Here is a 26,118-nt window from a genome sequence, read left to right as displayed (position 1 = left end):
GTAGTCATGTCGCTGTCCAGTGGGCTGATCGCCGTGGTCGCCCTGGCCTATATGGCCATCATGTTCGCTATCGCATTCTATGGCGACCGTCGCAGTACGCCGCTGCCCCCGCGCCTGCGCGCCTGGGTGTACAGCCTGTCGCTGGCCGTGTATTGCACCAGCTGGACCTTCTTTGGCGCCGTCGGCCAGGCCGCCGAACAACTCTGGGCATTCCTGCCGATCTACCTGGGCCCGGTGCTGTTGCTGCTGTTCGCCCCCTGGGTGCTGCAGAAGATGGTGCTGATCAGCAAACAGGAAAACATCACCTCGATTGCCGACTTCATCGCCGCCCGCTACGGCAAGTCCCAGACGCTGGCCGTGGTGGTGGCGCTGATCTGCCTGGTCGGGGTGCTGCCCTATATCGCCTTGCAGCTCAAGGGCATCGTACTGGGCGTCAACCTGCTGATCGGTGCCAGTGCCGATGCCACCGGCAGCCGGGTGCAGGACACCGCGCTGGTGATATCGCTGGTGCTGGCGCTGTTCACCATTGTCTTCGGTACTCGCAGCCTGGACGTGACCGAACACCACCGTGGCATGGTCCTGGCCATTGCCTTCGAGTCGCTGGTCAAGCTGTTGGCCTTCCTGGCCGTCGGCGCCTTCGTGACTTTCAACCTGTATGACGGTTTCGACGACCTGTTCACCCAGGCCAGGCTTGCCCCGCGCCTGGAAACCTACTGGCAGGAAACCATCAACTGGCCGTCCATGGTGGTGCAGACCGGGGTGGCGATGATGGCGATCATCTGCCTGCCGCGGCAGTTCCACGTCACCGTGGTCGAGAACATCGAGCCGCAAGACCTGCGCCTGGCCCGCTGGGTGTTCCCCGCCTACCTGATTCTCGCCGCACTGTTCGTGGTGCCGATCGCCCTGGCCGGGCAGATGCTGCTGCCGGCATCGGTGATCCCCGATTCCTTCGTCATCAGCCTGCCCCTGGCCGAAGCCCACCCGGCGCTGGCGCTGCTGGCTTTCATCGGTGGCGCCTCGGCGGCAACCGGCATGGTGATCGTGGCCAGCGTGGCGCTGTCGACCATGGTTTCCAACGACATGCTGCTGCCCTGGCTGTTGCGCCGCAACAACGCCGAGCGGCCATTCGAAGTGTTCCGCCACTGGATGCTCTCGGTACGCCGGGTGACCATTGTCGCCATCCTCCTGCTGGCGTATGTGAGCTACCGCCTGCTGGGCTCCACAGCAAGCCTGGCAACCATCGGCCAGATCGCCTTCGCCGCGGTGACCCAACTGACGCCGGCCATGCTCGGCGCCCTGTACTGGAAACAGGCCAACCGTCGCGGCGTGTTTGCCGGCCTGGCCGCCGGAATCTTCCTCTGGTTCTACACCCTGGTACTGCCGATTGCCGCCCATAGCGTGGGCTGGTCGCTGGACCTGTTCCCGGGTCTTGCCTGGTTGCATGGCAATCCGCTGGACCTGCCGATCACACCGTTGACCCAAGGGGTGGTGCTGTCGCTGGCAGGCAACTTCACCCTGTTCGCCTGGGTCTCGATTCTTTCTCGCACGCGGGTCTCCGAGCACTGGCAGGCCGGTCGCTTCATCGGCCAGCAAACCAGCGCCCGGCCCAGCAGCCGCTCGTTGCTGGCGGTGCAGATCGACGACCTGCTTCATCTGGCCGCGCGCTTTGTCGGTGAAGAGCGGGCACGCCAGAGCTTTATTCGCTTTGCCTATCGCCAGGGCAAGGGTTTCAACCCCAACCAGAATGCCGACGGCGACTGGATCGAACACACCGAACGCCTGCTTGCCGGTGTGCTGGGCGCCTCTTCGACCCGCGCCGTGGTCAAGGCAGCCATCGAAGGCCGCGACATGCAGCTTGAAGATGTGGTGCGCATCGCCGACGAAGCCTCGGAGGTGCTGCAGTTCAACCGAGCCCTGTTGCAGGGCGCGATCGAGAACATCAGCCAGGGCATCAGCGTGGTCGACCAGAACCTGCGCCTGGTGGCCTGGAACCGTCGCTACCTGGAGCTGTTCAACTACCCAGACGGCCTGATCAGCGTCGGCCGGCCCATCGCCGACATCATCCGCTACAACGCCGAACGCGGCCTGTGCGGCCCGGGCGAAGCCCAGGTCCATGTTGCCCGGCGCCTGCACTGGATGCGCCAGGGCCGCGCGCACACCTCCGAGCGCCTGTTCCCCAATGGCCGGGTGATCGAGCTGATCGGCAACCCCATGCCCGGCGGCGGGTTCGTCATGAGCTTCACCGACATCACCCCCTTCCGCGAGGCCGAACAAGCGCTCAAGGAAGCCAACGAGGGCCTGGAGCAGCGGGTGACCGAGCGTACCCACGAGCTCTCGCAACTGAACCAGGCACTGACCGAAGCGAAAAGCCATGCCGAGGCCGCCAACCAATCCAAGACTCGCTTCCTGGCCGCCGTCAGCCATGACCTGATGCAACCGCTGAACGCCGCGCGGCTGTTCTCCGCTGCCCTCTCCCACCAGGGCGAAGGGTTGTCGGCTGACGCCCAGCAACTGGTCCAGCACATGGACAGTTCACTGCGTTCGGCCGAAGAGTTGATCAGCGACCTGCTGGATATCTCGCGCCTGGAAAACGGCAAGATCACCCCCGACCCCAAGCCTTTTGCCCTCAATGAGCTGTTCGACACCCTGGGCGCCGAGTTCAAGGTATTGGCCCAGCAACAAGGCCTGGACTTCCGCCTGCGCAGCAGCCGCCTGCGGGTACAGAGCGACATGAAACTGCTACGGCGGATTCTGCAGAACTTCCTGACCAATGCCTTCCGCTATGGAAAGAGCCCGATTCTGCTGGGCGTGCGCCGCCAGGGCGACACGCTCTGGCTGGAAGTCTGGGACCGCGGCCCTGGCATTGCCGATGACAAGCTGCAGGTGATCTTCGAGGAATTCAAACGCCTGGACAGCCATCAGACCCGCGCCGAAAAAGGCCTGGGCCTTGGCCTGGCAATTGCCGATGGCTTGTGCCGGGTACTCGGCCATCCACTGGAAGTGCGCTCCTGGCCCGGCAAGGGCAGCGTATTCCGGGTCAGTGTGCCCCTGGCTACTGCCCCTGCCGCGGCGGTGGCTACTCCGACCGAACAGGCCGGACAACCGCTGGCAGGCCTGCAGGTGCTGTGTGTCGACAACGAGGACAGCATCCTCATCGGCATGAGCAGCCTGCTCAGCCGCTGGGGTTGCAAGGTACACACCGCCCGCAACCGCCAGGAGTGCGAGGCCCTGCTCGCAGAAGGGCTGCGCCCGCATCTGGCGCTGGTTGACTACCACCTGGATGACGGCGACACCGGCACCGAACTGATGGCCTGGCTACGCACCCGCCTGGGTGAGCCGGTGCCGGGGGTGGTGATCAGTGCCGATGGGCGCCGCGAGATGATTGCCCAGGTTCACGCCGCCGGCCTCGACTACCTGGCCAAGCCGGTCAAGCCGGCCGCCTTGCGCGCCCTGCTCAATCGGCATCTGAGCCTGGTCCAGTAAGGGCGCTGGCAGACAGCGGGTCGCCCTCGCCCATGGCCCGCTCCAGCAGATCGGCCGGCAGGCTCTTGCTGGCCCGCGCGCCCAGGAGCTTGAGCTGCTCGCTGCGGCTGATCAGGTTGCCACGCCCTTCGCAGAGCTTGTTGCGTGCCGCGCTGTAGGCCTTGTCGACCTGCTGAAGGCGGTTGCCCAGTTCGTCCAGGTCCTGGATGAACAGCACGAACTTGTCATAGAGCCAGCCGGCACGCTCGGCGATTTCCCGAGCATTCTGACTCTGGCGCTCCTGCTTCCAGAGGCTGTCGATAACTCGCAGGGTGGCCAGCAAAGTAGTGGGGCTGACAATCACGATCTGCCGGTCGAAGGCTTCCTGGAACAGGTTCGGCTCGGCTTGCAGCGCAGCAGAAAACGCTGCTTCGATAGGCACGAAGAGCAGCACGAAGTCGAGGCTGTGCAGCCCTTCCAGGCGGTTGTAATCCTTGCCCGACAATCCTTTGACATGGTTGCGCAACGACAGCACATGTTGCTTGAGCGCCGCTTGGGCAATCTCGCTGTCGTCAGCCGCAACATACTGCTGGTAGGCGGTCAGGCTGACCTTGGAATCGACCACCACCTGCTTGTCGCCCGGCAGCATGATCAAGACGTCGGGCTGGAAGCGCTCACCGTCGGCACTCTTGAGGCTGACCTGGGTCTGGTATTCACGCCCCTTCTCCAGGCCTGCGTGCTCCAGCACTCGCTCGAGAATAAGCTCGCCCCAGTTGCCCTGGGTCTTCTGGCCCTTGAGGGCCTGCGTCAGGTTGTTGGCTTCATCGCTCAGGCGCAGGTTGAGTTGCTGCAGGCGCTCCAGCTCCTTGGCCAGGGAGAAGCGTTCCCGGGCCTCTTGCTGGTAGCTGTCTTCAACGCGTTTTTCAAAGGCCTGGATGCGCTCCTTGAGCGGATCGAGCAGTTGGCCGAGATGCTGCTGGCTGGTCTGGGCGAAGCGTTGCTCGCGCTCATCGAAGATCTTGGTGGCCATTTCAGCGAATTGGGCGCGCAGCTCATCACGCGAGCCCTGCAGGTCGGCCAGGCGCTGCTGATGGCTGTCCTGCTGTTCGCGCAATTCGGCACTCAGGGCTGCGCTGTGGGCATCGAGGCGCCGCAGTTCGGCTTCACGGGCGGTGCGTTCGATCTGCCAGGCGTGGGCGGCATCGCGGGCATTGTCACGATCGATCTGCAACAGCTCCAGCTCACGGGCCTGGGCGGCAAGGGTCGCTTGCTTGGCGGCATTGGCCTGGCTCAGGTCGCTGATTTCGTCACGACTGGCATCGAGCTGAGCGAGCAAGCCTTCCTGGGCCATCTGGGCACTGCTCAATCGCTCCTCCAGCAATGCCGCCTGCGCTTCACGGGCGGCAAACCGGCGCTGCTGCTGAAACACCCACCCCAGGCACGGCACAGCGGCCGCCACGATACCCAGCACGATACTGGTCAGATCCAACGCCATTGCCACCTGCACACCCCCACCTGAAATCAACGCTTGAGCTTATCAGCCTTGCCGCTGAACTGCAGTCAGGCGTCTGGCAGTTGCTTGAGCAGGCGCCGGGCTTCCTGGGAGCCCTGCGACGCCGCCAGTTCCAGCCAGTAGCGGGCCTGCTCGGGTTCGTTGAACTGAGGTTGGGCGCACAGCCGGCCATATTCAAGCTGGGCGCGCCGGTCGCCGGCGCGGGCGGCCTGGCGGAGCAAGTCATGGCCGATACGGCGGTCACGGGCATTGCCGCAGTCACGGCAGAGCATTTGCCCCAATCGGCTTTGCGCCACCACCACGCCTTGGCGCGCAGGCTGCTTGAGCAGTCGACCGGCAAAATGCTTGACGTTGGGGTTGTCGCCCAGGCGCGGGTTGTCGAGCAGCCACAAGGCAACCTTCAAAGAGAAGCGCTTGGGCTCTGGCAAGGGCGGCTGAACAGAAGAAATTGCAGGGATTTTGGCGCGAAACTTCATAACAGACAGCGAAGGCAACTCGAAAGGCGCGCCACTCTACTCCATTTTTCAGACAATGACCCGAGCGCACCCAAAACTTTTTTTCAAAATATTTCCGTGTTTATTTATTGACACCGATTGGGGAAATTTCCCCCTACCAGAAACCTACGTGAAGATTGTCGGACACGTCGGAAAAAGCTGGCACGCCCGTCCTAGAGCAAGCGCTCGGGACAATCCACAGAAGCTGTGGATAACTCGGTGGACAACCCCCTTATGGACCCCGCAAACCCCTATGGAATGGGGCTTTGGCTCAAACTGACGATTTTTTCACCAGCTAAAATAAGTGTTTTTTTTCATTGACTTAAGTTCCCAGCCAAGTCATTGGCAGCCTCGGACGAGGCTGTTGCAGAGCTGTAACATCGATTGCTCCACGTGTGTACAAGCGCCCCAAAGAAAGGCAGTTCCCTGCACGAATTTGGCACGTTCCCTGCCACAACCCATGGGAACGGCCTCTTCACAGACAACGCGAAACGCGACATACTGGCCGGCTCCCCGAAACAAAAGCACCCAAAGCTTGCCAAGATCCGTCTTGTACGGTAGTCTTGCCGCCGTTAGTACCAAGCTGAAAGTCAATTCTGGCCAAAGCAGTCCTTGCAGCGCCCTACCCACCCCTGGATAGCGCCTGTTGAAACCAGGACCGGCCCACTTGATGGTTCCCAGGTAAATCACTTCTTACTCTGACCGAACCAACCTGCAGATTGATCAGGATCTTCACCCGCGGATTCAGAACCTCGACCCGGTGTGTTGCCTGCCCTCTGACGTACCTACCAGTCAGCCCCAGCGCCACATGATAAATGCGCCCAAAACTGGCTGCCCTGTTCCAGACAGGTTCATCGCCCAGGCCTAAATGCCCGCGTTACTGGAACGTTTTAAGTGTGCACGGATCGAACCCGTGTCTATTGCAGGAACATCTAATAACTATGACTCATACAATCCATACTCAGGCTGCGATTCGCACCCTCTCCCAGGCATTTGCCCCACTGAGCTGCTTGATCCTGGCGTCGCGCAAAGGCGGCTTCAGCTTCACCTTGGTCAATGAGCACGGCATTGCCCGTCACAGCGAGCGTCTATACCCCGAGCAGTACAGCGAAGCCGAGCCGCTGCAAGCGGTCATCGAGCGCACCCGCCAGGCCCTGGTTGCCTGATCCGCGCTTCGCTGCAACAGCTCAAGCCCCGCCCTCTCGCGGGGCTTTTTTATGCCTGGCTGCAGGAGGTTGCTTAATTGCTGCAGGGCATATGATTTATAACTAAAAGCCACAAATGTTTTAAAAACAGGCCTTTACAGCGCGAATATGACACTACACTTCAACTCAAGCGGCATAGGCCGCTTCCGGCGGGCCTGACCGACTCACCAGCTGCCAAGCTCCAGCGTCCGCCGGCCAAATTCCAGTTCGAGGGCATTATGGGTATCGCCGCGAGCGAGTTGAGCCAGTTTGTGATCCGCCCGACCCTGATTTACCTGGGCCGTCACTGCGCGAGTGCCGAAGCATTGTTACTCGGTGTTGCCGCCAGCCAGTCCGCACTCGGCTCGGCCCTGCATGATCGACGTGGGCACGGCCTATACCGCATTGGCGAACTGCGCCACCAGTCACTCTGGGACCAGTTCCTGGCCCGCGACCCGGACCTCGCCAGCCTGGTCCGCGGCCTCGCCAGCCAGCATGCCTTCCTCGCCGGCCCGCACCTTGAACTCACGGTAAACCTGCGCTACGCCACCGCCATTGCCTGGATGTTGATCGAAGAACAGGCACCAGAACTCCCTCCTGCAGATGACTTGCTCGGGCTTGCGCGCATCTGGCGCCAGACCTTTCACCCCCAGGGCCGCCTGCGCGATTTCACCAGCGCATGGCAAACCTGCATCGCCCCTGTGACTCTTCAGGCCTGCTGATAGTCACTGCACACCTTAATCGGAAAATACCCGCCATTTTGGTCGGATTGTCCTACAAAACCGCTCTATCTCCTGCGATACAGCCTATAGCGCTGCGGGCGAAATGTTGGTAATTTCCGCCCCGGAGATCCCAAGGAGTTCTAATAATGAAAAAAGTAATGCTCAAAACCTCTCTCAGCCTCGCCGTCACACTCGCCTCGACTCAACTGTTCGCCAGCGGCTTTGCCCTCAACGAACAAAGCGTCAGCGGCATGGGCACAGGTTTCGCGGGTCGTTCTTCCTCTGCCGATGATGCCAGCACCGTATTCGGCAACCCTGCCGGTATGTCACGCCTGAAACGCGAACAAGTGACTGTCGGCGCCGCCGCCGTCATCGCCAAGTCCGATATCTCGGGCAGCGGCACCTTTGGTGGCAGCAACGATGGCGACATGGTGCCCTTCGTTGGCGTGCCCATGGGCTACTACGTCAAGCCCATCGATGACAAATGGACCGTCGGTTTCGGCGTCTATGCACCCTTCGGCCTGGTGACCGAATACGAAGACGAAGCGCAGAGCCGCTACTGGGCCAAGAAAAGCTACGTCGAAGTCATCACCTTCCAGCCTACTGTCAGCTACGCCTTCAACGACAAGGTCTCGATCGGTTTCGGCCCGACCTTCAACCGCATCAAGGGCGAACTGAGCTCGAACATCCTCAACCCACGTACGCCTGGCTTCAACGATGGCGAAGTGAAGATCAAGGGTGACGACACTGCCGTCGGCTACAACATCGGTGTCCTGGTACAAGCTACCGACAGCACTCGCTTGGGTCTGACCTACCACTCGATGGTCGACTACAAGCTCGAGGGCAACACCAAGGTCAACTCGGCCCTGATCGGCCCGTTCAGCGGCAGCAAGTTCGACGCCGAACTGAAGATCAAAACCCCGGAATCGGTAGACCTCTCGGTTACCCACGAGCTGGATGACCAGTGGACCCTCTACGCGGGCAGCACCTGGACCCGCTGGAGCCGCCTGGAAGCGATCACCGTCAACAACGAAGTGCCTGCCCCGCTGGCTGGCCAATTCGGCACCATCAGCGAAGAGCAGAACTGGCACGACACCTGGGCTCACGCCGTCGGTGCCTCGTACAAGCTGAACAAAGAGTGGGTCCTGCGTACCGGCTTCACCGTCGACCAGTCGCCGACCAACAACCACGACCGCTCGCCACGCATCCCGACGGGCGACCGCCGTGTGTTCAGCCTGGGCGCCGGCTACAGCCCGACCGACGACATGACCATCGACCTGGCCTACTCCTACCTGTGGGAAGAAGACACCAAGGTCAACCTGGCCAGCCCTACCAAGGGTGCCTACAAGGCCAAATACGAGAACAGCGCTCACGGTATCGGTGCATCGCTCACCTACCGCTTCTGATTCAACGCTGGCAACACAAAAAAACCGCCTTTCTCGGCGGTTTTTTCATGCCTGCTCACACGGCCAGGCTTGCGTGAGATTGCTTTGCAGGTAGTCCATGAACACCCGCACCTTGGGGGTCATGGCAAAGCGATCGGCCACGCACAGGTAGATGTCCATTGGCTCGGTATGCGCATAGGGCCGCGTCGGCTGTGTGTATTCAAACAGCGGCACCAACTGCCCGCGCTCGATAAAGGGACGCGCGACGAACTCGGCCAGGCGTGCAATACCGCCATGGTTGACCGCCATCTGGGTCAATACATCAATATCGTCGCTGATCAGCACATTGCCGAATTCGGCATCAAAACGCAGCCCGTCGCGAACAAAGCCCCAGCGCAAGAATCGTCCATCAACCGGGTAGCGGAACACCAGGCAGCGATGCTCCGCCAATTGCTCGGGCGCTGCCGGCCATCCCGCTTGCGCGAGGTACTCGCTTGAAGCGCAACAAATGAACGGCACCCGGGCGATCCGTCGTGCCAGCAGCCCGTCTTCAAGCTGGGGCTTGATACGAATACTGACGTCCACACCCTCCTGGGCATGGTTGACCCGCCGATCATTCGTAATCAGTTCAATCGAAAGCTGCGGATAGCGGGCGCTGAAAGCAGGAATCAGCGGGGCCAGCACATGACGCCCGAAGGCCGACGATGATGCGATGCACAAGCGCCCCCTGGGCTCGCACTCCGGCGTGGTCACCGCCAACTGCGCCAACTCGAGGTCGCGCTCGATATGCTTGACCTTCTCATAGTAGAGCGTGCCACTGGGAGTAAGCGCCATGCTGCGCGTGGTACGCGACAGCAGCCGAACATCCAGGTGCGATTCGAGACGGGCGATATTCTGGCTCACGGCGGCAGCGCTCAAACCCAGGCTGCGGGCACCACCGGCAATGCTGCCGGCTTCCACCACTTTGATGAAACTCTTGATCGAGCCCAGCAGATTCATACGGTCCTGTCCGGCATTCGTAAGAATCCCTTTATAAAGACCTAAGCCGGTCTCGTCTACCTGGGTGCGCGGTGAGCTTGTTAGGCTGCGCAACCCACCTCATCACAAGGAGCCCGCATGACCACACAGACTCGCAGCCGTCGCAAGCTCGGCCCTCGCGCCACCCCGTATGTGTTTGCCTTCTACATGTCGGCGATCATGGCCCTACTGATGTGCTTCGTGATCACCGCCGCCACTGCCGGTATCGACGATCACTACCTGGGCCACGTGCTCAAGGCCTATCAACTGGCCATGCCGGTCGCCTTTGCCTGTGTGCTGGTAGTGCGCCCGGTCGTGCTCAAGCTGGTTGCCTGGACCGTCCACCCACACCACTGACGCTGCAGTTCACGGCTGCGAAGCGATGGCTTTCTCGATAGCGGCCGTGAACGCCGGATCATCCGGCTTGGTCAGGCTGGAGAAATTGGCGATCACCTTGCCCTGGCGGTCGACCACGTATTTGTAGAAATTCCATTTCGGCGCAACGCTCTGCTCGGCCAGTTCCTTGAACAGTGGCGTAGCGTCTTTGCCGCGGACCGGCTGGGCCTTGGTCATGGTGAAGGTAACGCCGTAGTTGGCATAGCAGACCTTGGCGGTCTTTTCAGCGTCGGCGTCTTCCTGCTTGAAGTCGTTGGACGGTACGCCCAGCATTTCCAGGCCCTGCTCGTGGTAGGTCTTGTACACCCCTTCCAGGCCCTCGAACTGAGGGGCAAAGCCGCAGTAGCTGGCCGTGTTGACCACCACCAGTGGCTTGCCGGCAAAGCGTTGGCACAGGTCGATCTGCTCCTTGCCGCGTAGTTCCGGCAGGCTGCCCTTGAGCAGCGCCGGGCAGTCGGCGGCCTGCGCAGAGGCTGCTGCCATCAGAGTGAACAGTGGAACCAACATCCAGCGTGCGCGCATCGTCATCTCTCCTTTGAACCGGCGTGGAAACGCCAGATTACTCCTAGCACACGCCCATGCCCAACTGCATCAACGCCAGGCCGCCCTTATGCCAACCCCACCAGACCAGCGCCAACAGCAGCAGCGCTGCAACGGCGAGCAGGCCGCGCAGGGCAAGCCGGCTCATGCCGCTTGCGCCTGCAGGCGTGCTACGGGGCGCTCGCGCACCGGCCAGTTGAGCGCTGCCGCCAGCAGGCTGAGCAGGATCGAGATCTGCCAGACCAAGTCGTAATTGCCGGTCTGGTCATACACCACTCCGCCCAGCCAGCCGCCAAGGAAGGCGCCCAGTTGATGGAACAGGAAGACGATACCGCCGAGCATCGACAAGTTGCGCACACCAAAGAGCGTTGCCACCGTGCCGTTGGTCAACGGCACCGTCGACAGCCACAGCAGCCCCATGGCAATACCGAACAGGTAAGCACTGAACTGGGTCACCGGCGCCCACAGGAACAGCACGATCACCACCGCGCGCAGCAGGTACAGCGCTGTCAGCAGGCGCGGCTTGGACATGCGCCCGCCAAGCCAGCCGGCGGTGTAGGTGCCAACGATATTGAACAGCCCGACCAGCGCCAACACCGTGGTACCGATGGTGGCCGGCAGGTGCTGGTCGACCAGGTAGGCCGGCAGGTGTACACCAATGAACACCACCTGGAAGCCGCAGACAAAAAAGCCCAGGGCCAGCAGCCAGAAGCCAGAATGCGAACACGCCTCGCGCAGGGCCTGGCCGAGGGTCTGCTCGGCGCCATGGCTGGGCAGTGGACGGTCCTTCAACAGGCCCACCAACGGCACGATGAACGCCACCAGCAAGCCCAACACCAGCAAAGCCGCCGACCAACCCAGCCAGCCGATCAGGCCGAGGGTACCCGGCAGCATGGCGAACTGGCCGAAGGAGCCGGCGGCACTGGCGATGCCCATGGCCATGCTGCGTTTTTCAGCAGGCACGGCGCGCCCGACCACGCCGAGAATCACCGAGAACGAGGTTCCGGACAGGCCGATACCGATCAGCAGGCCCGCACTCAGTGACAGAGTCAGCGCCGAATCGGACATCCCCATCAACACCAGCCCGGCGGCATAGAGGATACCGCCGACGATCACCACCTTTGCCGCCCCCAGGCGATCGGCCAGGGCGCCGGCAAACGGCTGGGCCAGGCCCCAGATCAGGTTCTGCAGGGCAATGGCAAAGGCGAACACTTCACGGCCCCAACCGAAGTCGGCGCTCATGGGCGCCAGGAACAGGCCGAAGCCATGCCGCACCCCTAGCGACAACGCCAGGATCAACGCAGCCCCCAGGAGAATCCAACCACTGGTTCGCCATACCGATGTCATTATTGATTTCTCCAGAAAGCCGCAAGGGTCTTACGGGTATATACCCGCTTACAGTCGTAAAAAGCTCAGGACAACAGCTCCAGCAGGCGCACCAGTTCATCGCGCTGGCCTTCACCCAAGGTCGCGACCAGGCATTTCTGCGCTTGCTCCCAGGCAGGTTCTGCAGCCTGCAACCTCGCCGCGCCCTGCTCGGTCAGCAGCACCAGGCGATTGCGCAGATCCCGTCCTTCGGCCAGCGCCACCAGGCCTTCGGCCTCCAGCACCTTGAGGTTGCGGCCCAAGGTGCTGCGGTCCAGCCCCATGGCCTCGGCAAGGGTCGAGATACTGGGCTGGTCGAGCCGGCGCAGGTGCCGCAGCAGGGAAAACTGCGCGACATTGATCCCGAAGCCTTCAAGGGCTTCGTCATAATGTCGGCTGACCCCACGGGCAGCACGACGCAGATGGGTGCAGATGCATTCACTGGTCAACATAATGCGTGTATATACCCGCAATGCCTGAACGGCAAGCTTTTCCTGCCGAGTTACAGCGCCAGGGTGATCAACACCACCAGCTCAAGCAGCTCCACCAACGCCCCCGCCGTGTCGCCGGTGGTGCCGCCCAGGCGGCGGATCATCAGTTGGCGCACGGCAAAAAATGCCAGCGCTGCCGCAATCAAAACCCAGGCGCCCTTCAGCCCTGCCAAAAGCACACATGCGCCTGCGCTGGCGAGCAACACCCACCCAGCACTGCGGCGCGGCAGGTGATCGGCCAGTGCCTGCCCCAGGCCACCGGCGCGGACATAGGGCGTAGTCAGAAACAGCCCCAACAACGCTGCCCTGCCGGTCAGCGGCACCAGCACCAACAGAATGCCCTCCCCGCTCTCGATCAATGCCAGCAACGCGCAGAACTTGAGCAACAGCACCAGTATCAGGGTGACCACGGCGATCGGCCCGCTGCGCGGGTCTTGCATGATCAGCAAGGTGCGCTCGCGGTCACCGAAACCGCCCAGCCAGGCATCGGCGCTGTCGGCCAGGCCGTCCAGGTGCAACGCGCCACTGAGCAGTACCCAGGCGCTGAGCAGCAAGGCGGAATGCAACAGTAGCGGGCTGCCATCGAGCACGGTATCGAGCCCCCACAGCAACCCACCGAACAACAGGCCTACCAGCGGGTAACAGAGCACCGAGCGCCCCATCTGTTCGGGCGCGGGCAGCCCCGACAAGCGTACTGGCAGGCTGCTCAGGAACTGCAGGGCAATCCAGAAGGGCAGCATGTCAGTGCGCCTCGCGCAGGGTGCCGTCGGCATGCACTTGCAACCGGCACAAGGCGCCATGGCCGACTTCGACCTGCAACAGCTGCTCCCGCGGCAGGCCCCGGGCTTGGGCCAGCAACAGCCGCATCACGCCGCCATGGGTGACCAGCAATACATGCTGACCCGCATAGGCACGCTGCAGTTGGGCGACGGCTGCCTGTACACGCAGGGCAAACGCGCTGACCGGCTCGCCCCCAGGGGGCGTGTAGCTGTACGGATCAGCCCAGAACTGACCCAGTTGTTGCTCATGGGTAAGCATCAGGTCAGCAGCACTGCGCCCCTCCCACTCGCCGAAATGCAACTCCTGCAGCCCCGGCGCCCACTGCACAGGGAGTTGCCATTGCCCACCCAGGGTCACGGCAAACCGCGCACAGCGCTGCAACGGCGAGCTGACCAGCGCATCCCAGGGCCCTTTGCCGGCAATGGCCGCATGCATCTGCTCCCAACCCTTGGCGGTCAGGGCGTCGTCCAGGCTGCCGCGCAGTCCGCCAGCCAACTCGGTTTCGCCATGACGCAACAGGTCGATGATCATGTCGGACGGTCCGCCACGGCAGCTTCGGCGAAGGTCGCCATCTGCCCGTGAAGGTCGCAGGCCAGGCGCAACACCGGCACGGCCAGCGCTGCGCCGCTGCCTTCACCCAGGCGCAAGCCCAGCTCCAGCACGGGCTCTGCACCCAGTTCGGCGAGCACTCGCCGATGGCCAGGCTCAGCGCCCCGATGACCAAACAACAGCCAGTCGCGGCAAGCAGGATTCAGCCTCACCGCCACCAATGCCGCAACGGTACAGATAAAACCATCGACCAATACCACGACCCCCTCCTGGGCACAGCCCAGGTAGGCCCCGACCAGGGCTGCGATTTCAAAACCGCCCACGCACAGCAATGCCTTGAACGGATCATCCACCAGCGTGCCGTGCAGCAACAGGGCCTGCTCGATGACCTGAGCCTTGTGCCGCACACCTGCGGCATCCAGGCCGGTGCCCGGCCCGCTCAGCTCGATGGCCGGGCAGCCGAGCAAGGCGCAGGCCAGGGCGCTGGCTGCGGTGGTGTTGCCGATGCCCATCTCGCCACCAATGAATAATTGCGAACCCGCGGCCGCTGCACGCAAGGCACTCTCGCGCCCGCCCTGCAACGCTTGAAGCGCTTGCTCGGGGGTCATCGCCGCGGTCCTGGCGAAGTTCGCCGTACCCGCGCCGACCCGCAAGTGCAGCACGCCCGGCAGCGACAACACCGGGTCGATAGTGCCCAGGTCCACAACTTCCAGCCGGGCATCGAGCTGGCGCGCCAGCACACTGATGGCTGCCCCTCCGCCGACGAAGTTCTGCAGCATCTGCCCGGTCACGGTCTGCGGATAGGCCGAGATGCCTTCGGCGACCACGCCATGGTCTCCAGCGAAGATTGCGATGTGTACCTTCGCAAGACTCGGCTTGAGCTGCCCCTGAAGGCCTGCCAGTTGTACCGCGATCTGCTCCAGCCGTCCCAACGAGCCTGCAGGCTTGGTCAGTTGCTGCTGGCGCTCCAGCGCCTGCTCCCGGAGGGTGTGATCGACAGGACGGCAGGCTTCAATCCACCAGGTCTGACTCATGGTGCATTTCCTTTGAGGGTAAGGGGCAAGCCGGCAACCGTGAGCACCACGCGCTGACAGCGCTCGGCAATGGCCTGGTGCAACCAGCCGGCCTCATCGACGTAGCGACGGGTCAGTTCGCCCAGCGGCACGACGCCCAGGCCGCTCTCGTTACTGACCAGAATGATCTCCCCTGGCAGTTCAGCCACACAATCGAGCAGCGCAGCACGTTCACGGGCCAGGCGCTCGGGGTTATCCAGCATCAATAGATTGGTCAGCCACAGGGTCAGGCAGTCCACCAGCAGGCAGCGGTCGTCGTGGGCGTTGGTTCGCAGCACGTCAGCCAGGGCCAGGGGTTCCTCGATCAGGCCCCACGTGGCTGGCCGGCGTTCCCGGTGCAGTTGCACCCGGGCATTCATTTCGCCATCCAGCGGCTCGCTGGTGGCGATGTAGGTCACCGGCAAACCACTACGCTCGGCCAGTTGTTCGGCCAGGCGGCTCTTGCCCGAGCGAGCGCCACCGAGGATCAGGTTGAGCATGTCAGTTCAGTCCGCAGAGTTGACGTAGGTGCGTGGTATCCAGGTGCTGCTCCACCAGGTCGGCCAGGCGCTCGATATCGCGTTCGCGCAGGGCCTGGTAGTCAACGTGCTCGACCTCATGCAGCCCGGCCCAGCGCAGCAGCGACGCACACGACTGCGGGTGTTCAAACAGACCGTGCAGGTACGTCGCCAGAACCTGCCCGTCGGCACTGATGGCGCCATCGCTGCGCCCATCGGCCAACTGCACGGCAGGACGCGCCAGGGCCGGCCCCTGGGTGACGCCAGCATGAATTTCATAGCCGCCAATGGGCACCTGCTCCAGCTGCAGGGTGCCGGAAACATTGCGCAGTTGCTTTTCGGCTTCCAGTACCGTGACGAAGTCGAGCAGGCCCAGGCCCTCGCTGCTGCCTGCCGGCCCTTCGAGGCCCAGCGGATCCTCCACGCGCCGCCCCAGCATCTGCAGCCCTCCACAAATGCCCAGGACCTTGCCGCCGTAGCGCAGGTGACGGTTGATCGCCTGGTCCCACCCACGGGCACGCAACTGCGCCAGGTCACCACGCACGCTCTTGGAACCGGGGAGGATGATCAGGTCGGCTGGCGGGACCGAGTCGCCCGGGCCGATGAACTGGAGGTCAACCTGCGGGTGCAGGCGCAGAGGGTCGAAATCGGTGTGGTTACTGATGCGCGGCAGCACCGGCACGATCACCTTGAGCGCACGAGCGGCCTTGTCACCCTGGCGCTGGTCGATACCGTCCTCGGCCTCCAAGTGCAGGTCCATCACATACGGCAGCACGCCCAGCACCGGTTTGCCAGTGCGCGCCTCAAGCCAGTCCAGCCCAGGTTGCAGCAAGGCGATATCACCGCGAAAGCGATTGATGACAAAACCCTTGACCCGCGCCTGCTCGCTGGGCGACAGCAGTTCCAGGGTGCCGACCAGATGCGCGAACACACCGCCACGATTGATGTCGGCAATCAGGATCACCGGGCAGTCCACAGCCTCGGCAAAGCCCATGTTGGCGATGTCGCCGGCGCGCAGGTTGATCTCTGCCGGCGAGCCAGCCCCTTCGACCATCACCACCGGGTACTGGGCGCTCAAGCGTTGATGGGAGTCGAGTACCGCCTGCATGGCGATGACCTTGTAGTCGTGGTAGGCCACCGCATTCATGCTGGTGACCGCGCGACCGTGGACAATCACCTGGGCGCCGGTGTCGCTGTTGGGCTTGAGCAACACCGGGTTCATGTCGGTGTGTGGCGCCAGTCTGGCTGCCTGCGCCTGCACGGCCTGGGCCCGACCGATCTCGCCGCCATCGGCAGTCACTGCACTGTTGAGCGCCATGTTCTGCGGTTTGAACGGCACTACCGCCACGCCCTGGCGCAACAGCCAGCGGCACAGCGCGGTCACCAGTGTGCTTTTTCCGGCATCGGAGGTGGTGCCCTGCACCATCAGGGTACTCATGGGTGTTCCTTGCGATAGTCGTTGAAGGCCCGGGTCAGGCGCTGGAAGTCCTCGTCCGTGGCCGGCAGGCCAAAGCGCAGGCTGGCCGGGGTGGCGAACAGACGCAGCAGAATGCCGCGCCGGGCCATGAAGTCATGCAATTGGGCGACATGTTCGGTGACCCGGTACTGAAACAGGTCACATCCGCCCGTGGGAGCAAAGCCTGCGGCGCTCATCACACTGGCCAGGCGCTGGCTGGCGTCGGCACAGCGCGCGATCTGCCTGCGGTGCGCGGCACTGTCGAGCAGGCAGGCCTGGCCAAGAATGCGGGTCGGCCCGCTGACAGTCCAAGGCCCCAGCAGTTCGGCAAGCCGCTGCAACATCCGCTGCTCGGCCAGCACGAAGCCCAGGCGCACACCGGCCAGCCCAAAAAACTTGCCGAACGAACGCAGCACGATCAGCCCGGGGCGCCCGGAGTGGGCGGCGATGCTGTGCTGCGGGGTGTTGTCCATGAAGGCTTCGTCCACCAGCAACCAGCCGCCGCGTTGCGCCAGGCGCGCATGCCAGGCCAGCAACTGCTCGCCGGGTACCTGCCGGCCGGTGGGGTTGTTCGGGTTGACCACTACCAGCACATCGAGGCTGTCGAGTACCTGCTCGACCTGCTCTTCCTGCAGTTCCATCAGGCGGTGTCCGGCACGCCGCCAGGCTTCGGCGTGCTCGGCATAACAAGGCGACAACACCCCGACCGTGCCCAGCGTACGTAACTGCGGCAATGCCTGGATCGCGGCCTGGGAGCCGGCGACCGGCAACACCGGCGCCGCACCGTAGTAGGTCGCTGCAGCCTGTTCCAGGCCATCGTCGGTTTCAGGCAGGCGCGCCCAGGCGCGCAGAGGAATTTCGGGGATGGCGAACGCCCAGGGCGCGATACCGCTGGAGAGGTCCAGCCAATCTTCCCGGGCGATGCCGTACTGCTGGATGGCGCGCTGCAGGCGCCCGCCGTGTTCAAGCATAGAATGCTGCCCCCAGACACAACAGCAGCAACCAGAGCCACACACCCTGGCACACCAGGCGCCAGCCGCGCTCGATGGCATCGGCATCGGCCATCGGGCCTTCACCCAGTTGCGGGCGCTCGTGCAACTCACCGTGATACACCGCCGGGCCACCCAGTTCAACACCCAATGCCCCTGCCCCGGCCGCCATCACCGGGCCGGCATTGGGGCTGTCCCACAAGGGCGCCTGGCACCGCCAGCATTTGAAGGCCAGGCGGGTCTTGCCCAACAGCGCATAGGTCAACGCCACCAGCCGGGCCGGCACAAAGTTCAACACATCATCGATACGCGCCGCGGCCCAGCCAAAACGCTCGAACCGTTCGTTGCGATAACCCCACATGGCATCCAGAGTATTGCTCAGGCGATAGAGCACCACGCCCGGCGCACCGGCCACCACAAACCAGAACAAGGCGGCGAACACTGCATCGCTGCCGTTCTCCAGTACCGATTCGGTGGCCGCGCGGGCCACGGCAGGCTCGTCCAGCTCGCGGGTTTCGCGACTGACCAGAAAGCCCACGCGCCGCCGGGCCTCATCCAGGTCGCCACGGCGCAGGGCATCGGCCACTGGGGTCACATGCTCACCCAGGCTGCGCAGGCCCAAGGCGCAATACAGCGCCAGTACCTCGACCAGCCAGCCAATGTAGGGCAGCCAGGACAACAAGGTGGCCAGCAGCGTCAACGGAATCACCGCCAGGAACCAGGCCGTTACACCATGGCTGCGCCAGCCACGACCGCCAGCATTGAAGCGCTGCTCCAGGCGCCCGGCAAAGCGGCCGAAGGCCACCAGCGGATGTCGACGCCGGGGCTCTCCCCACAGCGCATCCAGCGCCACGCCGGCAACGGTCAGCAACGCCACACTCATCAAGACTCTCCCCACTGGTTTTCAAACAACAGGTCGCTCAACGGACGCACCGTGGTCCAGCCCTCGAGCACCAGCATCGGCGCCGGATAGAACACTTCGACCGGCCCCAAACACAGAATCGCCAGCGGCTTGGCGCCGCTCGGCATGCCCAGCAGGTCGGCCAGTGCCTGCGGCTCGAACAGCGACACCCAGCCCATGCCCAGGCCTTCGGCGCGGGCGGCCAGCCAGAGGTTCTGGATCGCGCACGACAGCGAAGCCAGGTCCATTTCCGGCAAAGTCCGACGACCGAAGATGTGTTTCTCGCGGTCATCCATCAACGCCGCCACCAGCACTTCGGCGCAGTCGTTGATGCCTTCGACCTTGAGCTTCATGAAATCGTCGGAGCGCTCACCGAGTGCCTCGGCGGTAAGCACCCGCTCCGCTTCCACTTGTGCCTGGATACGCTGGCGCAGGCTGCGGTCGGTGATTCGAATGAAGCGCCACGGCTGCATCAGGCCAACACTGGGGGCCTGATGAGCGGCTTCAAGCAAGCGCGCCAGCAACTCGGGCGCGACCTCGCCCTTGGTGAAATGGCGCATGTCGCGACGCTCGCCAATGGCGCGGTACACCGCGGCACGTTCAGCGTCGGTAAAGGCATGCTCGTTCATGGTGCCAACAGCGCCGCCGACGCCCGGGGATTGGAGGCAAAGTAGAAATGCACGTAAGAGGCTGTCAGCCGCCCGCAGCGGTAGACCGCCTCGGCACCGCGGCCGCCATTGGGGCTCTGGCCACGGGCAATGGGTTCAAGCTCGGTGCTGGTCAGGGAGTGGTGATAGGTGTGCCCCCGCAGAGCACCTTCCGGTAGCTCGACCGCTTGCAGGGCCAGCGCCGCCAGGCGTTTTTGCATCACCGCTTCGCCCGCCAGCAAGCCCAGCAATTCGGCACGCTCGCCCGCGACGTCGGTCAGGGCATCGAGCAGGTAAAGCATGCCGCCGCACTCGGCGAGCAAGGGCTTTCCGGCTTGATGATGGGCGCGAAGGGTTGCCAGCATCGAGGTGTTGGCGGCCAGGGCCTGGTGGTGCAGCTCCGGATAACCGCCCGGCAGGTACAGGCTGTCGGCAGGCGGAAGCTCGCGGTCATGCAGCGGCGAAAAGAACACCAGCTCCGCGCCCATGGCCCGCAGCAGGTCGAGGTTGGCACCATAGGTGAAGGCAAATGCCTCGTCGCGGGCTACCGCAATCGTCACACCGTCGAGCAAGGGCTCGATCACCTGCTCAGTGGGCCCGGCAAATGCCACGGCTGGCGGCAGCGCCGACTCGCAACTGGCGGCCAAGGCAGCCGCCGCGGCGTCGAGGCGAACATCCAGGTCATTGAGCTCGCTGGCCTGGACCAGGCCAAGGTGACGGCTTGGCAATTCGATGCCGGTCTCCCGCGACAGGCCGCCGTACCAGCGCAGCCCCTCGGTCAGGCTGCCTTCAAGCAACTGGGCGTGACGCAGGGTGCCAACCCGGTTGGCCAGCACGCCGGCAAAGGGCAGATCCGGTTGATAACGCGCCAACCCCAGGGCCAGGGCACCGAAGGTCTGGGCCATGGCCGTGCCATCGATTACCGCCAGCACCGGCACGCCGAAATGGCGGGCCAGGTCGGCGCTGGACGGCGTACCGTCGAACAGGCCCATGACCCCTTCAATCAGGATCAGGTCGGCCTCGCCCGCGGCTTCCCACAACAGGCGCCGGCTTTCCTGTTCGCCGACCATCCACAGGTCGAGCTGGTACACCGGGGCGCCGCTTGCCCGCTCCAGAATCATCGGATCGAGAAAATCCGGACCGCACTTGAACACCCGGACCTTGCGCCCCTGGTTGCGATGCAGACGCGCCAGGGCGGCGGTCACGGTGGTCTTGCCCTGCCCCGAGGCAGGCGCTGCGATCAGGACCGCCGGGCAGTGCCGGGTGTCGGTCATAGTTCGACGCCCTTCTGGGCACGGATGCCGGACTGGAACGCGTGCTTGATCATGCCCATCTCAGTCACGGTGTCGGCCAGTTCGATCATTTCATCCTTGGCACCACGCCCCGTGACGATCACGTGCTGCATGGGCGGGCGAGCCTGCAGGTCGCTGAGCACCTGGTCCAGATCCAGGTAGCCATGCTTGAGGGCGATGTTCAGTTCATCGAGCACCACGAAGGCAATGCCCGGGTCCTGCAGCAACTGTCGGGACACCGCCCAGGCCGCTTCGGCGGCGGCGATATCACGCTGGCGGTCCTGGGTCTCCCAGGTAAATCCCTCGCCCATGACGTGGTAGCGCACCTGCTCGGGAAAGCGCCGGAAGAACAGCTCCTCGCCGGTACTGTTGCGGCCCTTGATGAATTGCACCACGCCACACTGCATGCCGTGGCCCATGGCCCGGGCGAGCATGCCGAAAGCCGAACTGCTCTTGCCCTTGCCGTTACCGGTGAGCACCAGCAGCAACCCGCATTCGTTGGGGGCGTTGGCGATACGCTCGTCGATTACCGCCTTCTTGCGCAGCATGCGCGCCAAGTGGCGTTCGTCACGCTCGGTGGATTCAGTCATCGAAGTCTCCGCAAACCACTGTCGGCCAGCTCGCAACGAGCGTAGCAGCACGTGGCTGCAGGGTTCGCGGCAAACAGAGGACGACAGATGTATGGAAATGGCAGACGAAGAAAGGCGCAGGGCTGCGGCGCAAGCCGAAGAAACCGCGCATCACCCTCCGTGATGCCGTTGACTGTTTCAGGCCGGTCTCCGGGCTTGTGAGCGGGGTCATGAACACCCGGGACCGCGCGCCTTCCCGGGTGTTTTCACCCAGTGGCCATGCGCGGCCTTGACTCACTTACCGTTGCGGGGGCAGCGCCGGATTCGCACGCCTTTGCGTGCCCACCGGCTTCCCAGTTTCACCCTGCCAGGCCACGGCCTGCAGAGCACCTGAAACAAGTCGCGAAGGTTAGAGGGTTGCACTCGGAGCGTCAATCAACGGCGCGCCACTGGCCTGGATCAATGCCGTCTTTGTCATCTTGTGTCACGTTGCGTTAGGTGATATCAAATAGCCACAAATGGCTGTACTCGATCACAACGACAAAGGAGAGCGCAGCATGAAAGGCCTGATTATCAACAACCCGCGCCTGGAATTTTTGCGTCCGACTCTGGAGAGGTGGATCGATTGCATCGATCGCTTCAACCAGACCCTGGGCGATGGCGAAGCCCATTACTGGCATGGCGCCCAGGCCAACCTGGGGCTGCTGTCGGCTGCGGCCTGGCAAGCAGAGATGGTGACCCTGCAGCATCACCAGAGCAAAAAACAGCGCGACGAAGGCGAGCGCGAAGGCCACTGCGACCTGTATATCGCCAGCCGCGAAGAGGCGGCTTACCTGCAAGCCAGCCAGCGCTGGCCGCGCATTGCCAGGCTGGACCTGTCCGGCGCCCTGCAGGAAACCGCCAACGCTGCACGCCAAGTGGCGGCACCCAGCCAACTCAAGGTTGCCGCCCTGTTCGCCAGCCCCTGGAAAGCGGGCCAGCACGCCAGCCCCGAAGAGCTGCAGGACCTGGTCGACGACCTGCAAAAGCACACCGCCTGCGCCATTGCCTGGTACTTCCCCTACGCCTATCGCAAGCTGCACAACGAAGCAGGCCAGTATCACCCGGGCGTGGCACTGCTGCTCAAGCAGGCCTGAACAAGGGAACCTCCCCAGCCCTGCGTGCCTCTACCCTCAACGAAGGCCATCTTTGCGAGGGACACGACATGGGCACAACCCGGATTGTATTGCTGCTGGCGGTGGGTGCCGCTTTGGGCGGCTGCGGTGAGACAGCGCGGCTGGATGTCGGCGAAGGGTTCGGCCCCTCGCCGCAACTGCCCGAACCGAACAAGACCTTGATCCCCACCGTCAACGTCGCACCTGCCATCGGCTGGCCCGAGGGTGCGACGCCTGTCAGTGCCCCAGGCACACAAGTGGCGGCCTTTGCCGAAGGCCTGGACCATCCGCGCTGGCTCTATGTGTTACCCAATGGCGACGTACTGGTGGCAGAGACCAACGCTCCGCCCAAGCCAGATGACGGCAAGGGTATCCGTGGCTGGGTGATGAAGAAGGCAATGAGCCGCGCCGGTGCCGGCGTGCCCAGCGCCAACCGCATCAGCCTGTTGCGCGACAGCGACCATGACGGGATCGCCGAGACCCGCACTACATTCATCGAGAATCTCAACTCACCGTTTGGCATGACCCTGGTCGGCAACCACTTGTATGTGGCAGCCACTGACCGCTTGCTGCGCTTCGACTACCAACCCGGCGCCACCTCGATCAACGGCCCCGGAACGCCGGTGACCGACTTGCCTGGCGGCCCGCTGAACCATCACTGGACCAAGAACGTGATTGCCAGCCGCGACGGCAAAAAGCTGTACGTGACGGTGGGCTCCAATAGCAACGTCGGCGAGAACGGCATGGACCAGGAAGAAGGCCGCGCCGCTATCTGGGAAGTCGACCCGGCCAGCGGCAACAAACGCATCTTCGCCTCCGGCCTGCGCAACCCCAACGGCATGGCCTGGGAGCCACACAGCGGGCAATTGTGGACTGCAGTCAACGAGCGCGATGAGATCGGCAGCGACCTGGTGCCCGACTACATCACCTCGGTCAAGGATGGCGGCTTTTATGGCTGGCCCTACAGCTACTTCGGCCAGCATGTCGATCAACGGGTCAGCCCGCAGGATCCGCAGCAGGTTGCCAAGGCCCTTGTCCCCGACTACGCCGTGGGGCCGCACACCGCGTCACTGGGCCTGACCTTCGCCGAACCCGGCGTGCTGCCACCTCCGTTCGACCAGGGTGCATTCATTGGCCAGCACGGCTCCTGGAACCGCAAACCGCACAGTGGCTACAAGGTAGTCTTTGTGCCCTTCAGCACAGCGGGCAAACCGGCGGGCAAGCCGATTGATCTGCTGACCGGGTTCCTGAACGACGAAGGCAAGGCCATGGGACGGCCGGTGGGAGTGATCAATGATCAGCGTGGCGCATTGTTGGTGGCCGATGATGTGGGGAACAAGATCTGGCGGGTGAGCAAGGCCAGGTAGAACATCGCGGGGGCAAGTCGAGCCGCTCCCGCCGCCACCCCCACGAAGCTTGTGCAAGACAGTGGCTCACACCTGCCCTGCGATGGGTTCAGGGATTACGCGCCAATGCCTGCGGCAACACCCGCTTGGCATTGAGGTAGGCCTTCTGCCAATAACTGTTGGACAGGTAGTCCAGCCGCACCGTGCCCCCTGCAGACGGGGCATGAACGAAACGTCCCTCGCCCACATAGATGCCAGCATGGCTCACCTGCGAACCACCGCTGGTGGCAAAGAACACCAGGTCACCCGACTGCAGAGCGTTGCGCTCGACCGTGGGCGCACGAATGCCGATCATTTCGCGGGTGGAGCGAGGCAACGAAATGCCGGCAGCATCGCGATAGACGTAGCCGATCAGGCCACTGCAATCGAACCCCGAATCCGGTGTATTGCCACCCCAGCGATAGGGCGTCCCCACCAGGCCCAGCGCGCGAAACAGCACATCTTCAGCGACCGGGGAGAAATAGACCTGAGGCGCCATGACCACGGGCTCGACCACCTTGGGCGGAGACGGGGCATGGCTCGAGCAGGCACCGAGCAGTGCCAGCAGGGAAATTAAAGCGAAGCGCGCCTTCATCGCCATGGTCAGAACATCCTGTCGGAAGCCGTCCGGCGGGAAGGCCGGAAATAGTTGAGAATTTAGATTAGACGACTTCTGTAAACACGCACGGCGACGCGCTTTTCAGCTACGTCGCCGTGAGTACTACACACGCTTGATCAGTTGCGCGAAATGGTGGTGGCGGTCGGTGCCATCGCCAGTGCGCGCTTTGCTTCGATAAAGGTCTTGCTCCAGTAGCGATCACCGAGCTTGTCGATGCGCACGCCACCGCTGCGGCGGCTGCTGGAGTGGATGAACTGGTCATCGCCCAGGTAGATACCGGCGTGGCTGACACGGCCACGGCCGTTGGTGCTGAAGAACAGCAGATCACCAGGCTTGAGATTGTTGCGCGAAACCAGCGGCGCTTTCACGTTGATCATTTCGCGGGTGGAGCGCGGCAGGTTCAGGCCGGCCTCTTCGCGAAACAGATAACCGATGAAACCGCTGCAATCAAAACCGGTGTTCTCGGAGGTGCCGCCGAAACGGTAGCGGGTACCGATCAGAGACATGCCACGTTCGAGAATGTTGTCAGCCAGGGCTGGCAGCTGGTAGGGCTTGCTGCTGGCGAAATCCTGGAGTTCTTCTTCAGTAGCCAGCTCTTCCTCGAACACCGATGCGGTGGAGGACTTGGACAGAACCTGAGCGGTTACCGGCTGGTGGACCTGCTGCTGCGATACTGGACCTTGGGTCGCGCAGCCAAAGAGCAGGGTCACGAGTGCGAGGGGCACGAGGGGTGCGAAGCGATTCAGCATGGGCACGACCGTGTCTTGGATTTGATAGAGGGGGAAACTATGCCTTCTATCGGGTCGATTTGCAAATTCAATCGAAAAAAATGTGACTTTTATGTGCCGAGGCTCTGGAGTGCCCTTCCCGTGCCTTTTACCAGCCCAAAGTTTCCTTCAAAAACGGGATAGTCAGCTTGCGTTGCGCCTGCAAGGACGCTTGGTCGAGGCGCTCGAGCAGATCGAACAACGCGCTCATGCTGCGGGTACCGCGGGTGAGAATGAAATGCCCGACTTCGTCGGTGAGGTGCAGGCCGCGTCGTGAGGCACGCAGCTGCAAGGCACGCAGCTTGTCTTCGTCCGACAAGGCACGCATCTGGAAAATCAGCGCCATGGTCAGGCGCGACTTGAGGTCAGCCAGCTTGATCGGCAGTTCACGGGGGGAGCTGGAGGCCGCCAGCAGCAGGCGGCGACCGCTGTCACGCAGGCGATTGAACAGGTGGAACATGGCTTCTTCCCACTCCGGCTTGCCGGCGATCACATGCAGGTCATCCAGGCAGACCAGTTCGTACTGTTCCAGGTTATCCAGGAGTTCGACACCACGGTCGAGCAGTTGCGCCAGCGGCAGGTACACGGCAGGTTCGCCCAGCTGCTCGAAGCGCAGGCAAGCTGCCTGCAGCAAGTGCGTACGCCCGACACCTTGCTTGCCCCAGAGGTAGATCAGGCTTTCGGTCCAGCCGGCGTCGGCTTCGCAGAGTCGCTCGACGTAGCCCAATGCGGCGGCGTTGGCACCCGGGTAGTAGTTGATGAAGGTGGCGTCATCTCGCAGGCGCACACCTAGGGGCAACTGGATCGGTTTCATGCTGGCTGGGCAGTTCCGAAGAACCACAAGGGGCCTTTTGTGAAAAGTCTGCAAAGT

27 protein-coding genes and 1 riboswitch are annotated in these 26,118 nt (G+C 63.2%); of the genes, 7 read left to right on the top strand and 20 right to left on the bottom strand.

Annotation, left to right across the window (positions count from 1 at the left end):
- The first annotated feature begins 6 nt into the window (after positions 1-6).
- Positions 7-3,483, top strand: a complete 3,477-nt coding sequence (locus H621_RS0111850) for a PAS domain-containing hybrid sensor histidine kinase/response regulator (RefSeq protein WP_028943609.1) — start codon at positions 7-9, stop codon at positions 3,481-3,483.
- On the opposite strand, the gene H621_RS0111845 is transcribed toward H621_RS0111850, so the two are convergent.
- Together H621_RS0111845 and H621_RS0111840 are read right to left on the bottom strand one after the other, a co-directional pair.
- Entirely contained in the window at positions 3,455-4,843 is a 1,389-nt protein-coding gene (locus H621_RS0111845; RefSeq protein WP_167332111.1) for a DNA recombination protein RmuC, read from the bottom strand. The two genes, H621_RS0111850 and H621_RS0111845, sit on opposite strands and share 29 nt — an antisense overlap.
- Positions 4,844-5,022: 179 nt before the next feature.
- On the bottom strand, positions 5,023-5,451 hold the full coding sequence (locus H621_RS0111840) for a tetratricopeptide repeat protein (RefSeq protein WP_028943607.1): 429 nt from the start codon (positions 5,449-5,451) through the stop codon (positions 5,023-5,025).
- Positions 5,452-6,410: 959 nt separating this feature from the next.
- Between H621_RS0111840 and H621_RS0111835 the strand changes: the two genes are divergently transcribed.
- From H621_RS0111835 to H621_RS0111825, 3 genes are all read left to right on the top strand, one after another.
- Positions 6,411-6,635 carry a hypothetical protein gene (locus H621_RS0111835; protein ID WP_028943606.1) on the top strand — a complete coding sequence of 75 codons (225 nt, stop codon included), beginning with the start codon at positions 6,411-6,413 and terminating at the stop codon, positions 6,633-6,635.
- A 257-nt stretch (positions 6,636-6,892) separates the two neighbouring features.
- The gene (locus tag H621_RS0111830; protein ID WP_028943605.1) at positions 6,893-7,375 is read left to right on the top strand and encodes a hypothetical protein; all 483 of its coding nucleotides are present in this window, start codon (positions 6,893-6,895) and stop codon (positions 7,373-7,375) included.
- Between the two features lie 146 nt (positions 7,376-7,521).
- Positions 7,522-8,781 carry an OmpP1/FadL family transporter gene (locus H621_RS0111825; protein ID WP_028943604.1) on the top strand — a complete coding sequence of 420 codons (1,260 nt, stop codon included), beginning with the start codon at positions 7,522-7,524 and terminating at the stop codon, positions 8,779-8,781.
- Positions 8,782-8,826: 45 nt separating this feature from the next.
- Here H621_RS0111825 and H621_RS0111820 read toward each other — a convergent pair whose 3' ends face one another.
- The gene (locus H621_RS0111820; RefSeq protein WP_028943603.1) at positions 8,827-9,759 is read right to left on the bottom strand and encodes a LysR family transcriptional regulator; all 933 of its coding nucleotides are present in this window, start codon (positions 9,757-9,759) and stop codon (positions 8,827-8,829) included.
- A gap of 117 nt (positions 9,760-9,876) precedes the next feature.
- Here H621_RS0111820 and H621_RS0111815 point away from each other — a divergent pair, with 117 nt between their 5' ends.
- Positions 9,877-10,134 (top strand): DUF2798 domain-containing protein, encoded by a 258-nt coding sequence (locus H621_RS0111815; RefSeq protein ID WP_028943602.1) that lies wholly within the window; start codon positions 9,877-9,879, stop codon positions 10,132-10,134.
- 9 nt (positions 10,135-10,143) lie between these two features.
- Here the strand turns inward: H621_RS0111815 and H621_RS0111810 are convergent, their stop codons facing one another.
- From H621_RS0111810 to cobO, 14 genes are all read right to left on the bottom strand, one after another.
- Complete coding sequence (locus tag H621_RS0111810; protein ID WP_028943601.1) at positions 10,144-10,695, bottom strand: glutathione peroxidase; 552 nt, start codon at positions 10,693-10,695, stop codon at positions 10,144-10,146.
- Positions 10,696-10,738: 43 nt separating this feature from the next.
- Positions 10,739-10,861, bottom strand: coding sequence for a hypothetical protein (locus tag H621_RS29115; protein ID WP_256585814.1), 123 nt, complete (start codon positions 10,859-10,861; stop codon positions 10,739-10,741).
- Entirely contained in the window at positions 10,858-12,060 is a 1,203-nt protein-coding gene (locus H621_RS0111800) for an MFS transporter (RefSeq protein WP_028943600.1), read from the bottom strand. Before H621_RS0111800 ends, H621_RS29115 begins: the two co-directional genes overlap by 4 nt.
- Before the next feature lie 65 nt (positions 12,061-12,125).
- Positions 12,126-12,530, bottom strand: coding sequence for a MarR family winged helix-turn-helix transcriptional regulator (locus tag H621_RS0111795; protein WP_028943599.1), 405 nt, complete (start codon positions 12,528-12,530; stop codon positions 12,126-12,128).
- Between the two features lie 50 nt (positions 12,531-12,580).
- Positions 12,581-13,309, bottom strand: coding sequence for an adenosylcobinamide-GDP ribazoletransferase (locus tag H621_RS0111790; RefSeq protein WP_028943598.1), 729 nt, complete (start codon positions 13,307-13,309; stop codon positions 12,581-12,583).
- 1 nt (position 13,310) lies between these two features.
- Entirely contained in the window at positions 13,311-13,880 is a 570-nt protein-coding gene (gene cobC, locus H621_RS0111785; RefSeq protein ID WP_028943597.1) for an alpha-ribazole phosphatase family protein, read from the bottom strand.
- A complete protein-coding gene (cobT, locus tag H621_RS0111780) occupies positions 13,877-14,932 on the bottom strand; it encodes a nicotinate-nucleotide--dimethylbenzimidazole phosphoribosyltransferase (RefSeq protein WP_028943596.1) in 1,056 nt (351 codons plus the stop codon). The genes cobC and cobT overlap by 4 nt, the downstream gene beginning before the upstream one ends.
- Positions 14,929-15,450 (bottom strand): bifunctional adenosylcobinamide kinase/adenosylcobinamide-phosphate guanylyltransferase, encoded by a 522-nt coding sequence (gene cobU, locus H621_RS0111775; protein ID WP_028943595.1) that lies wholly within the window; start codon positions 15,448-15,450, stop codon positions 14,929-14,931. The genes cobT and cobU overlap by 4 nt, the downstream gene beginning before the upstream one ends.
- Position 15,451: 1 nt before the next feature.
- Positions 15,452-16,906: a cobyric acid synthase gene (locus H621_RS0111770; protein WP_028943594.1), complete on the bottom strand. Its 1,455-nt coding sequence runs from the start codon at positions 16,904-16,906 to the stop codon at positions 15,452-15,454.
- A complete protein-coding gene (cobD, locus tag H621_RS0111765; protein WP_028943593.1) occupies positions 16,903-17,895 on the bottom strand; it encodes a threonine-phosphate decarboxylase CobD in 993 nt (330 codons plus the stop codon). The genes H621_RS0111770 and cobD overlap by 4 nt, the downstream gene beginning before the upstream one ends.
- Entirely contained in the window at positions 17,888-18,796 is a 909-nt protein-coding gene (cbiB, locus tag H621_RS0111760) for an adenosylcobinamide-phosphate synthase CbiB (RefSeq protein WP_028943592.1), read from the bottom strand. The genes cobD and cbiB overlap by 8 nt, the downstream gene beginning before the upstream one ends.
- A complete protein-coding gene (gene bluB / locus H621_RS0111755) occupies positions 18,796-19,443 on the bottom strand; it encodes a 5,6-dimethylbenzimidazole synthase (RefSeq protein ID WP_028943591.1) in 648 nt (215 codons plus the stop codon). Before bluB ends, cbiB begins: the two co-directional genes overlap by 1 nt.
- Positions 19,440-20,735, bottom strand: coding sequence for a cobyrinic acid a,c-diamide synthase CobB (locus H621_RS0111750; protein WP_028943590.1), 1,296 nt, complete (start codon positions 20,733-20,735; stop codon positions 19,440-19,442). The genes bluB and H621_RS0111750 overlap by 4 nt, the downstream gene beginning before the upstream one ends.
- Complete coding sequence (gene cobO, locus H621_RS0111745) at positions 20,732-21,343, bottom strand: cob(I)yrinic acid a,c-diamide adenosyltransferase (protein WP_028943589.1); 612 nt, start codon at positions 21,341-21,343, stop codon at positions 20,732-20,734. Before cobO ends, H621_RS0111750 begins: the two co-directional genes overlap by 4 nt.
- Before the next feature lie 163 nt (positions 21,344-21,506).
- Positions 21,507-21,731: riboswitch (cobalamin riboswitch) on the bottom strand.
- A 148-nt stretch (positions 21,732-21,879) separates the two neighbouring features.
- Here cobO and H621_RS0111740 point away from each other — a divergent pair.
- Both H621_RS0111740 and H621_RS0111735 read left to right on the top strand, forming a co-directional pair.
- On the top strand, positions 21,880-22,458 hold the full coding sequence (locus H621_RS0111740; RefSeq protein WP_028943588.1) for a hypothetical protein: 579 nt from the start codon (positions 21,880-21,882) through the stop codon (positions 22,456-22,458).
- Positions 22,459-22,526: 68 nt separating this feature from the next.
- Positions 22,527-23,843, top strand: coding sequence for a PQQ-dependent sugar dehydrogenase (locus tag H621_RS0111735; RefSeq protein WP_028943587.1), 1,317 nt, complete (start codon positions 22,527-22,529; stop codon positions 23,841-23,843).
- An 88-nt stretch (positions 23,844-23,931) separates the two neighbouring features.
- Here H621_RS0111735 and H621_RS0111730 read toward each other — a convergent pair whose 3' ends face one another.
- The 3 genes from H621_RS0111730 to hda all read right to left on the bottom strand — a co-directional run bounded on the left by H621_RS0111730 (position 23,932) and on the right by hda (position 26,061).
- Positions 23,932-24,462 (bottom strand): C40 family peptidase, encoded by a 531-nt coding sequence (locus H621_RS0111730; RefSeq protein WP_028943586.1) that lies wholly within the window; start codon positions 24,460-24,462, stop codon positions 23,932-23,934.
- A gap of 134 nt (positions 24,463-24,596) precedes the next feature.
- The gene (locus tag H621_RS0111725; RefSeq protein WP_028943585.1) at positions 24,597-25,229 is read right to left on the bottom strand and encodes a C40 family peptidase; all 633 of its coding nucleotides are present in this window, start codon (positions 25,227-25,229) and stop codon (positions 24,597-24,599) included.
- 127 nt (positions 25,230-25,356) lie between these two features.
- On the bottom strand, positions 25,357-26,061 hold the full coding sequence (hda, locus tag H621_RS0111720; protein ID WP_028943584.1) for a DnaA regulatory inactivator Hda: 705 nt from the start codon (positions 26,059-26,061) through the stop codon (positions 25,357-25,359).
- Positions 26,062-26,118 lie beyond the last annotated feature (57 nt).

This window comes from Pseudomonas vranovensis DSM 16006 (genome assembly GCF_000425805.1).
Taxonomy (GTDB): domain Bacteria; phylum Pseudomonadota; class Gammaproteobacteria; order Pseudomonadales; family Pseudomonadaceae; genus Aquipseudomonas; species Aquipseudomonas vranovensis.
Note: the sequence above shows the minus strand (reverse complement) of the source record. Positions and strands in the feature narration are given on the sequence as shown.

Excerpts from the sequence above, each read along its gene's own strand:
- H621_RS0111850 (WP_028943609.1), top strand. The coding sequence starts at position 7 with ATGTCGCTGTCCAGTGGGCTGATCGCCGTGGTCGCCCTGGCCTATATG.
- H621_RS0111840 (WP_028943607.1), bottom strand. The coding sequence starts at position 5,451 with ATGAAGTTTCGCGCCAAAATCCCTGCAATTTCTTCTGTTCAGCCGCCC.
- H621_RS0111835 (WP_028943606.1), top strand. The coding sequence starts at position 6,411 with ATGACTCATACAATCCATACTCAGGCTGCGATTCGCACCCTCTCCCAG.
- H621_RS0111830 (WP_028943605.1), top strand. The coding sequence starts at position 6,893 with ATGGGTATCGCCGCGAGCGAGTTGAGCCAGTTTGTGATCCGCCCGACC.
- H621_RS0111825 (WP_028943604.1), top strand. The coding sequence starts at position 7,522 with ATGAAAAAAGTAATGCTCAAAACCTCTCTCAGCCTCGCCGTCACACTC.
- H621_RS0111820 (WP_028943603.1), bottom strand. The coding sequence starts at position 9,759 with ATGAATCTGCTGGGCTCGATCAAGAGTTTCATCAAAGTGGTGGAAGCC.
- H621_RS0111815 (WP_028943602.1), top strand. The coding sequence starts at position 9,877 with ATGACCACACAGACTCGCAGCCGTCGCAAGCTCGGCCCTCGCGCCACC.
- H621_RS0111810 (WP_028943601.1), bottom strand. The coding sequence starts at position 10,695 with ATGCGCGCACGCTGGATGTTGGTTCCACTGTTCACTCTGATGGCAGCA.
- H621_RS29115 (WP_256585814.1), bottom strand. The coding sequence starts at position 10,861 with ATGAGCCGGCTTGCCCTGCGCGGCCTGCTCGCCGTTGCAGCGCTGCTG.
- H621_RS0111800 (WP_028943600.1), bottom strand. The coding sequence starts at position 12,060 with ATGACATCGGTATGGCGAACCAGTGGTTGGATTCTCCTGGGGGCTGCG.
- H621_RS0111795 (WP_028943599.1), bottom strand. The coding sequence starts at position 12,530 with ATGTTGACCAGTGAATGCATCTGCACCCATCTGCGTCGTGCTGCCCGT.
- H621_RS0111790 (WP_028943598.1), bottom strand. The coding sequence starts at position 13,309 with ATGCTGCCCTTCTGGATTGCCCTGCAGTTCCTGAGCAGCCTGCCAGTA.
- cobC (WP_028943597.1), bottom strand. The coding sequence starts at position 13,880 with ATGATCATCGACCTGTTGCGTCATGGCGAAACCGAGTTGGCTGGCGGA.
- cobT (WP_028943596.1), bottom strand. The coding sequence starts at position 14,932 with ATGAGTCAGACCTGGTGGATTGAAGCCTGCCGTCCTGTCGATCACACC.
- cobU (WP_028943595.1), bottom strand. The coding sequence starts at position 15,450 with ATGCTCAACCTGATCCTCGGTGGCGCTCGCTCGGGCAAGAGCCGCCTG.
- H621_RS0111770 (WP_028943594.1), bottom strand. The coding sequence starts at position 16,906 with ATGAGTACCCTGATGGTGCAGGGCACCACCTCCGATGCCGGAAAAAGC.
- cobD (WP_028943593.1), bottom strand. The coding sequence starts at position 17,895 with ATGCTTGAACACGGCGGGCGCCTGCAGCGCGCCATCCAGCAGTACGGC.
- cbiB (WP_028943592.1), bottom strand. The coding sequence starts at position 18,796 with ATGAGTGTGGCGTTGCTGACCGTTGCCGGCGTGGCGCTGGATGCGCTG.
- bluB (WP_028943591.1), bottom strand. The coding sequence starts at position 19,443 with ATGAACGAGCATGCCTTTACCGACGCTGAACGTGCCGCGGTGTACCGC.
- H621_RS0111750 (WP_028943590.1), bottom strand. The coding sequence starts at position 20,735 with ATGACCGACACCCGGCACTGCCCGGCGGTCCTGATCGCAGCGCCTGCC.
- cobO (WP_028943589.1), bottom strand. The coding sequence starts at position 21,343 with ATGACTGAATCCACCGAGCGTGACGAACGCCACTTGGCGCGCATGCTG.
- H621_RS0111740 (WP_028943588.1), top strand. The coding sequence starts at position 21,880 with ATGAAAGGCCTGATTATCAACAACCCGCGCCTGGAATTTTTGCGTCCG.
- H621_RS0111735 (WP_028943587.1), top strand. The coding sequence starts at position 22,527 with ATGGGCACAACCCGGATTGTATTGCTGCTGGCGGTGGGTGCCGCTTTG.
- H621_RS0111730 (WP_028943586.1), bottom strand. The coding sequence starts at position 24,462 with ATGGCGATGAAGGCGCGCTTCGCTTTAATTTCCCTGCTGGCACTGCTC.
- H621_RS0111725 (WP_028943585.1), bottom strand. The coding sequence starts at position 25,229 with ATGCTGAATCGCTTCGCACCCCTCGTGCCCCTCGCACTCGTGACCCTG.
- hda (WP_028943584.1), bottom strand. The coding sequence starts at position 26,061 with ATGAAACCGATCCAGTTGCCCCTAGGTGTGCGCCTGCGAGATGACGCC.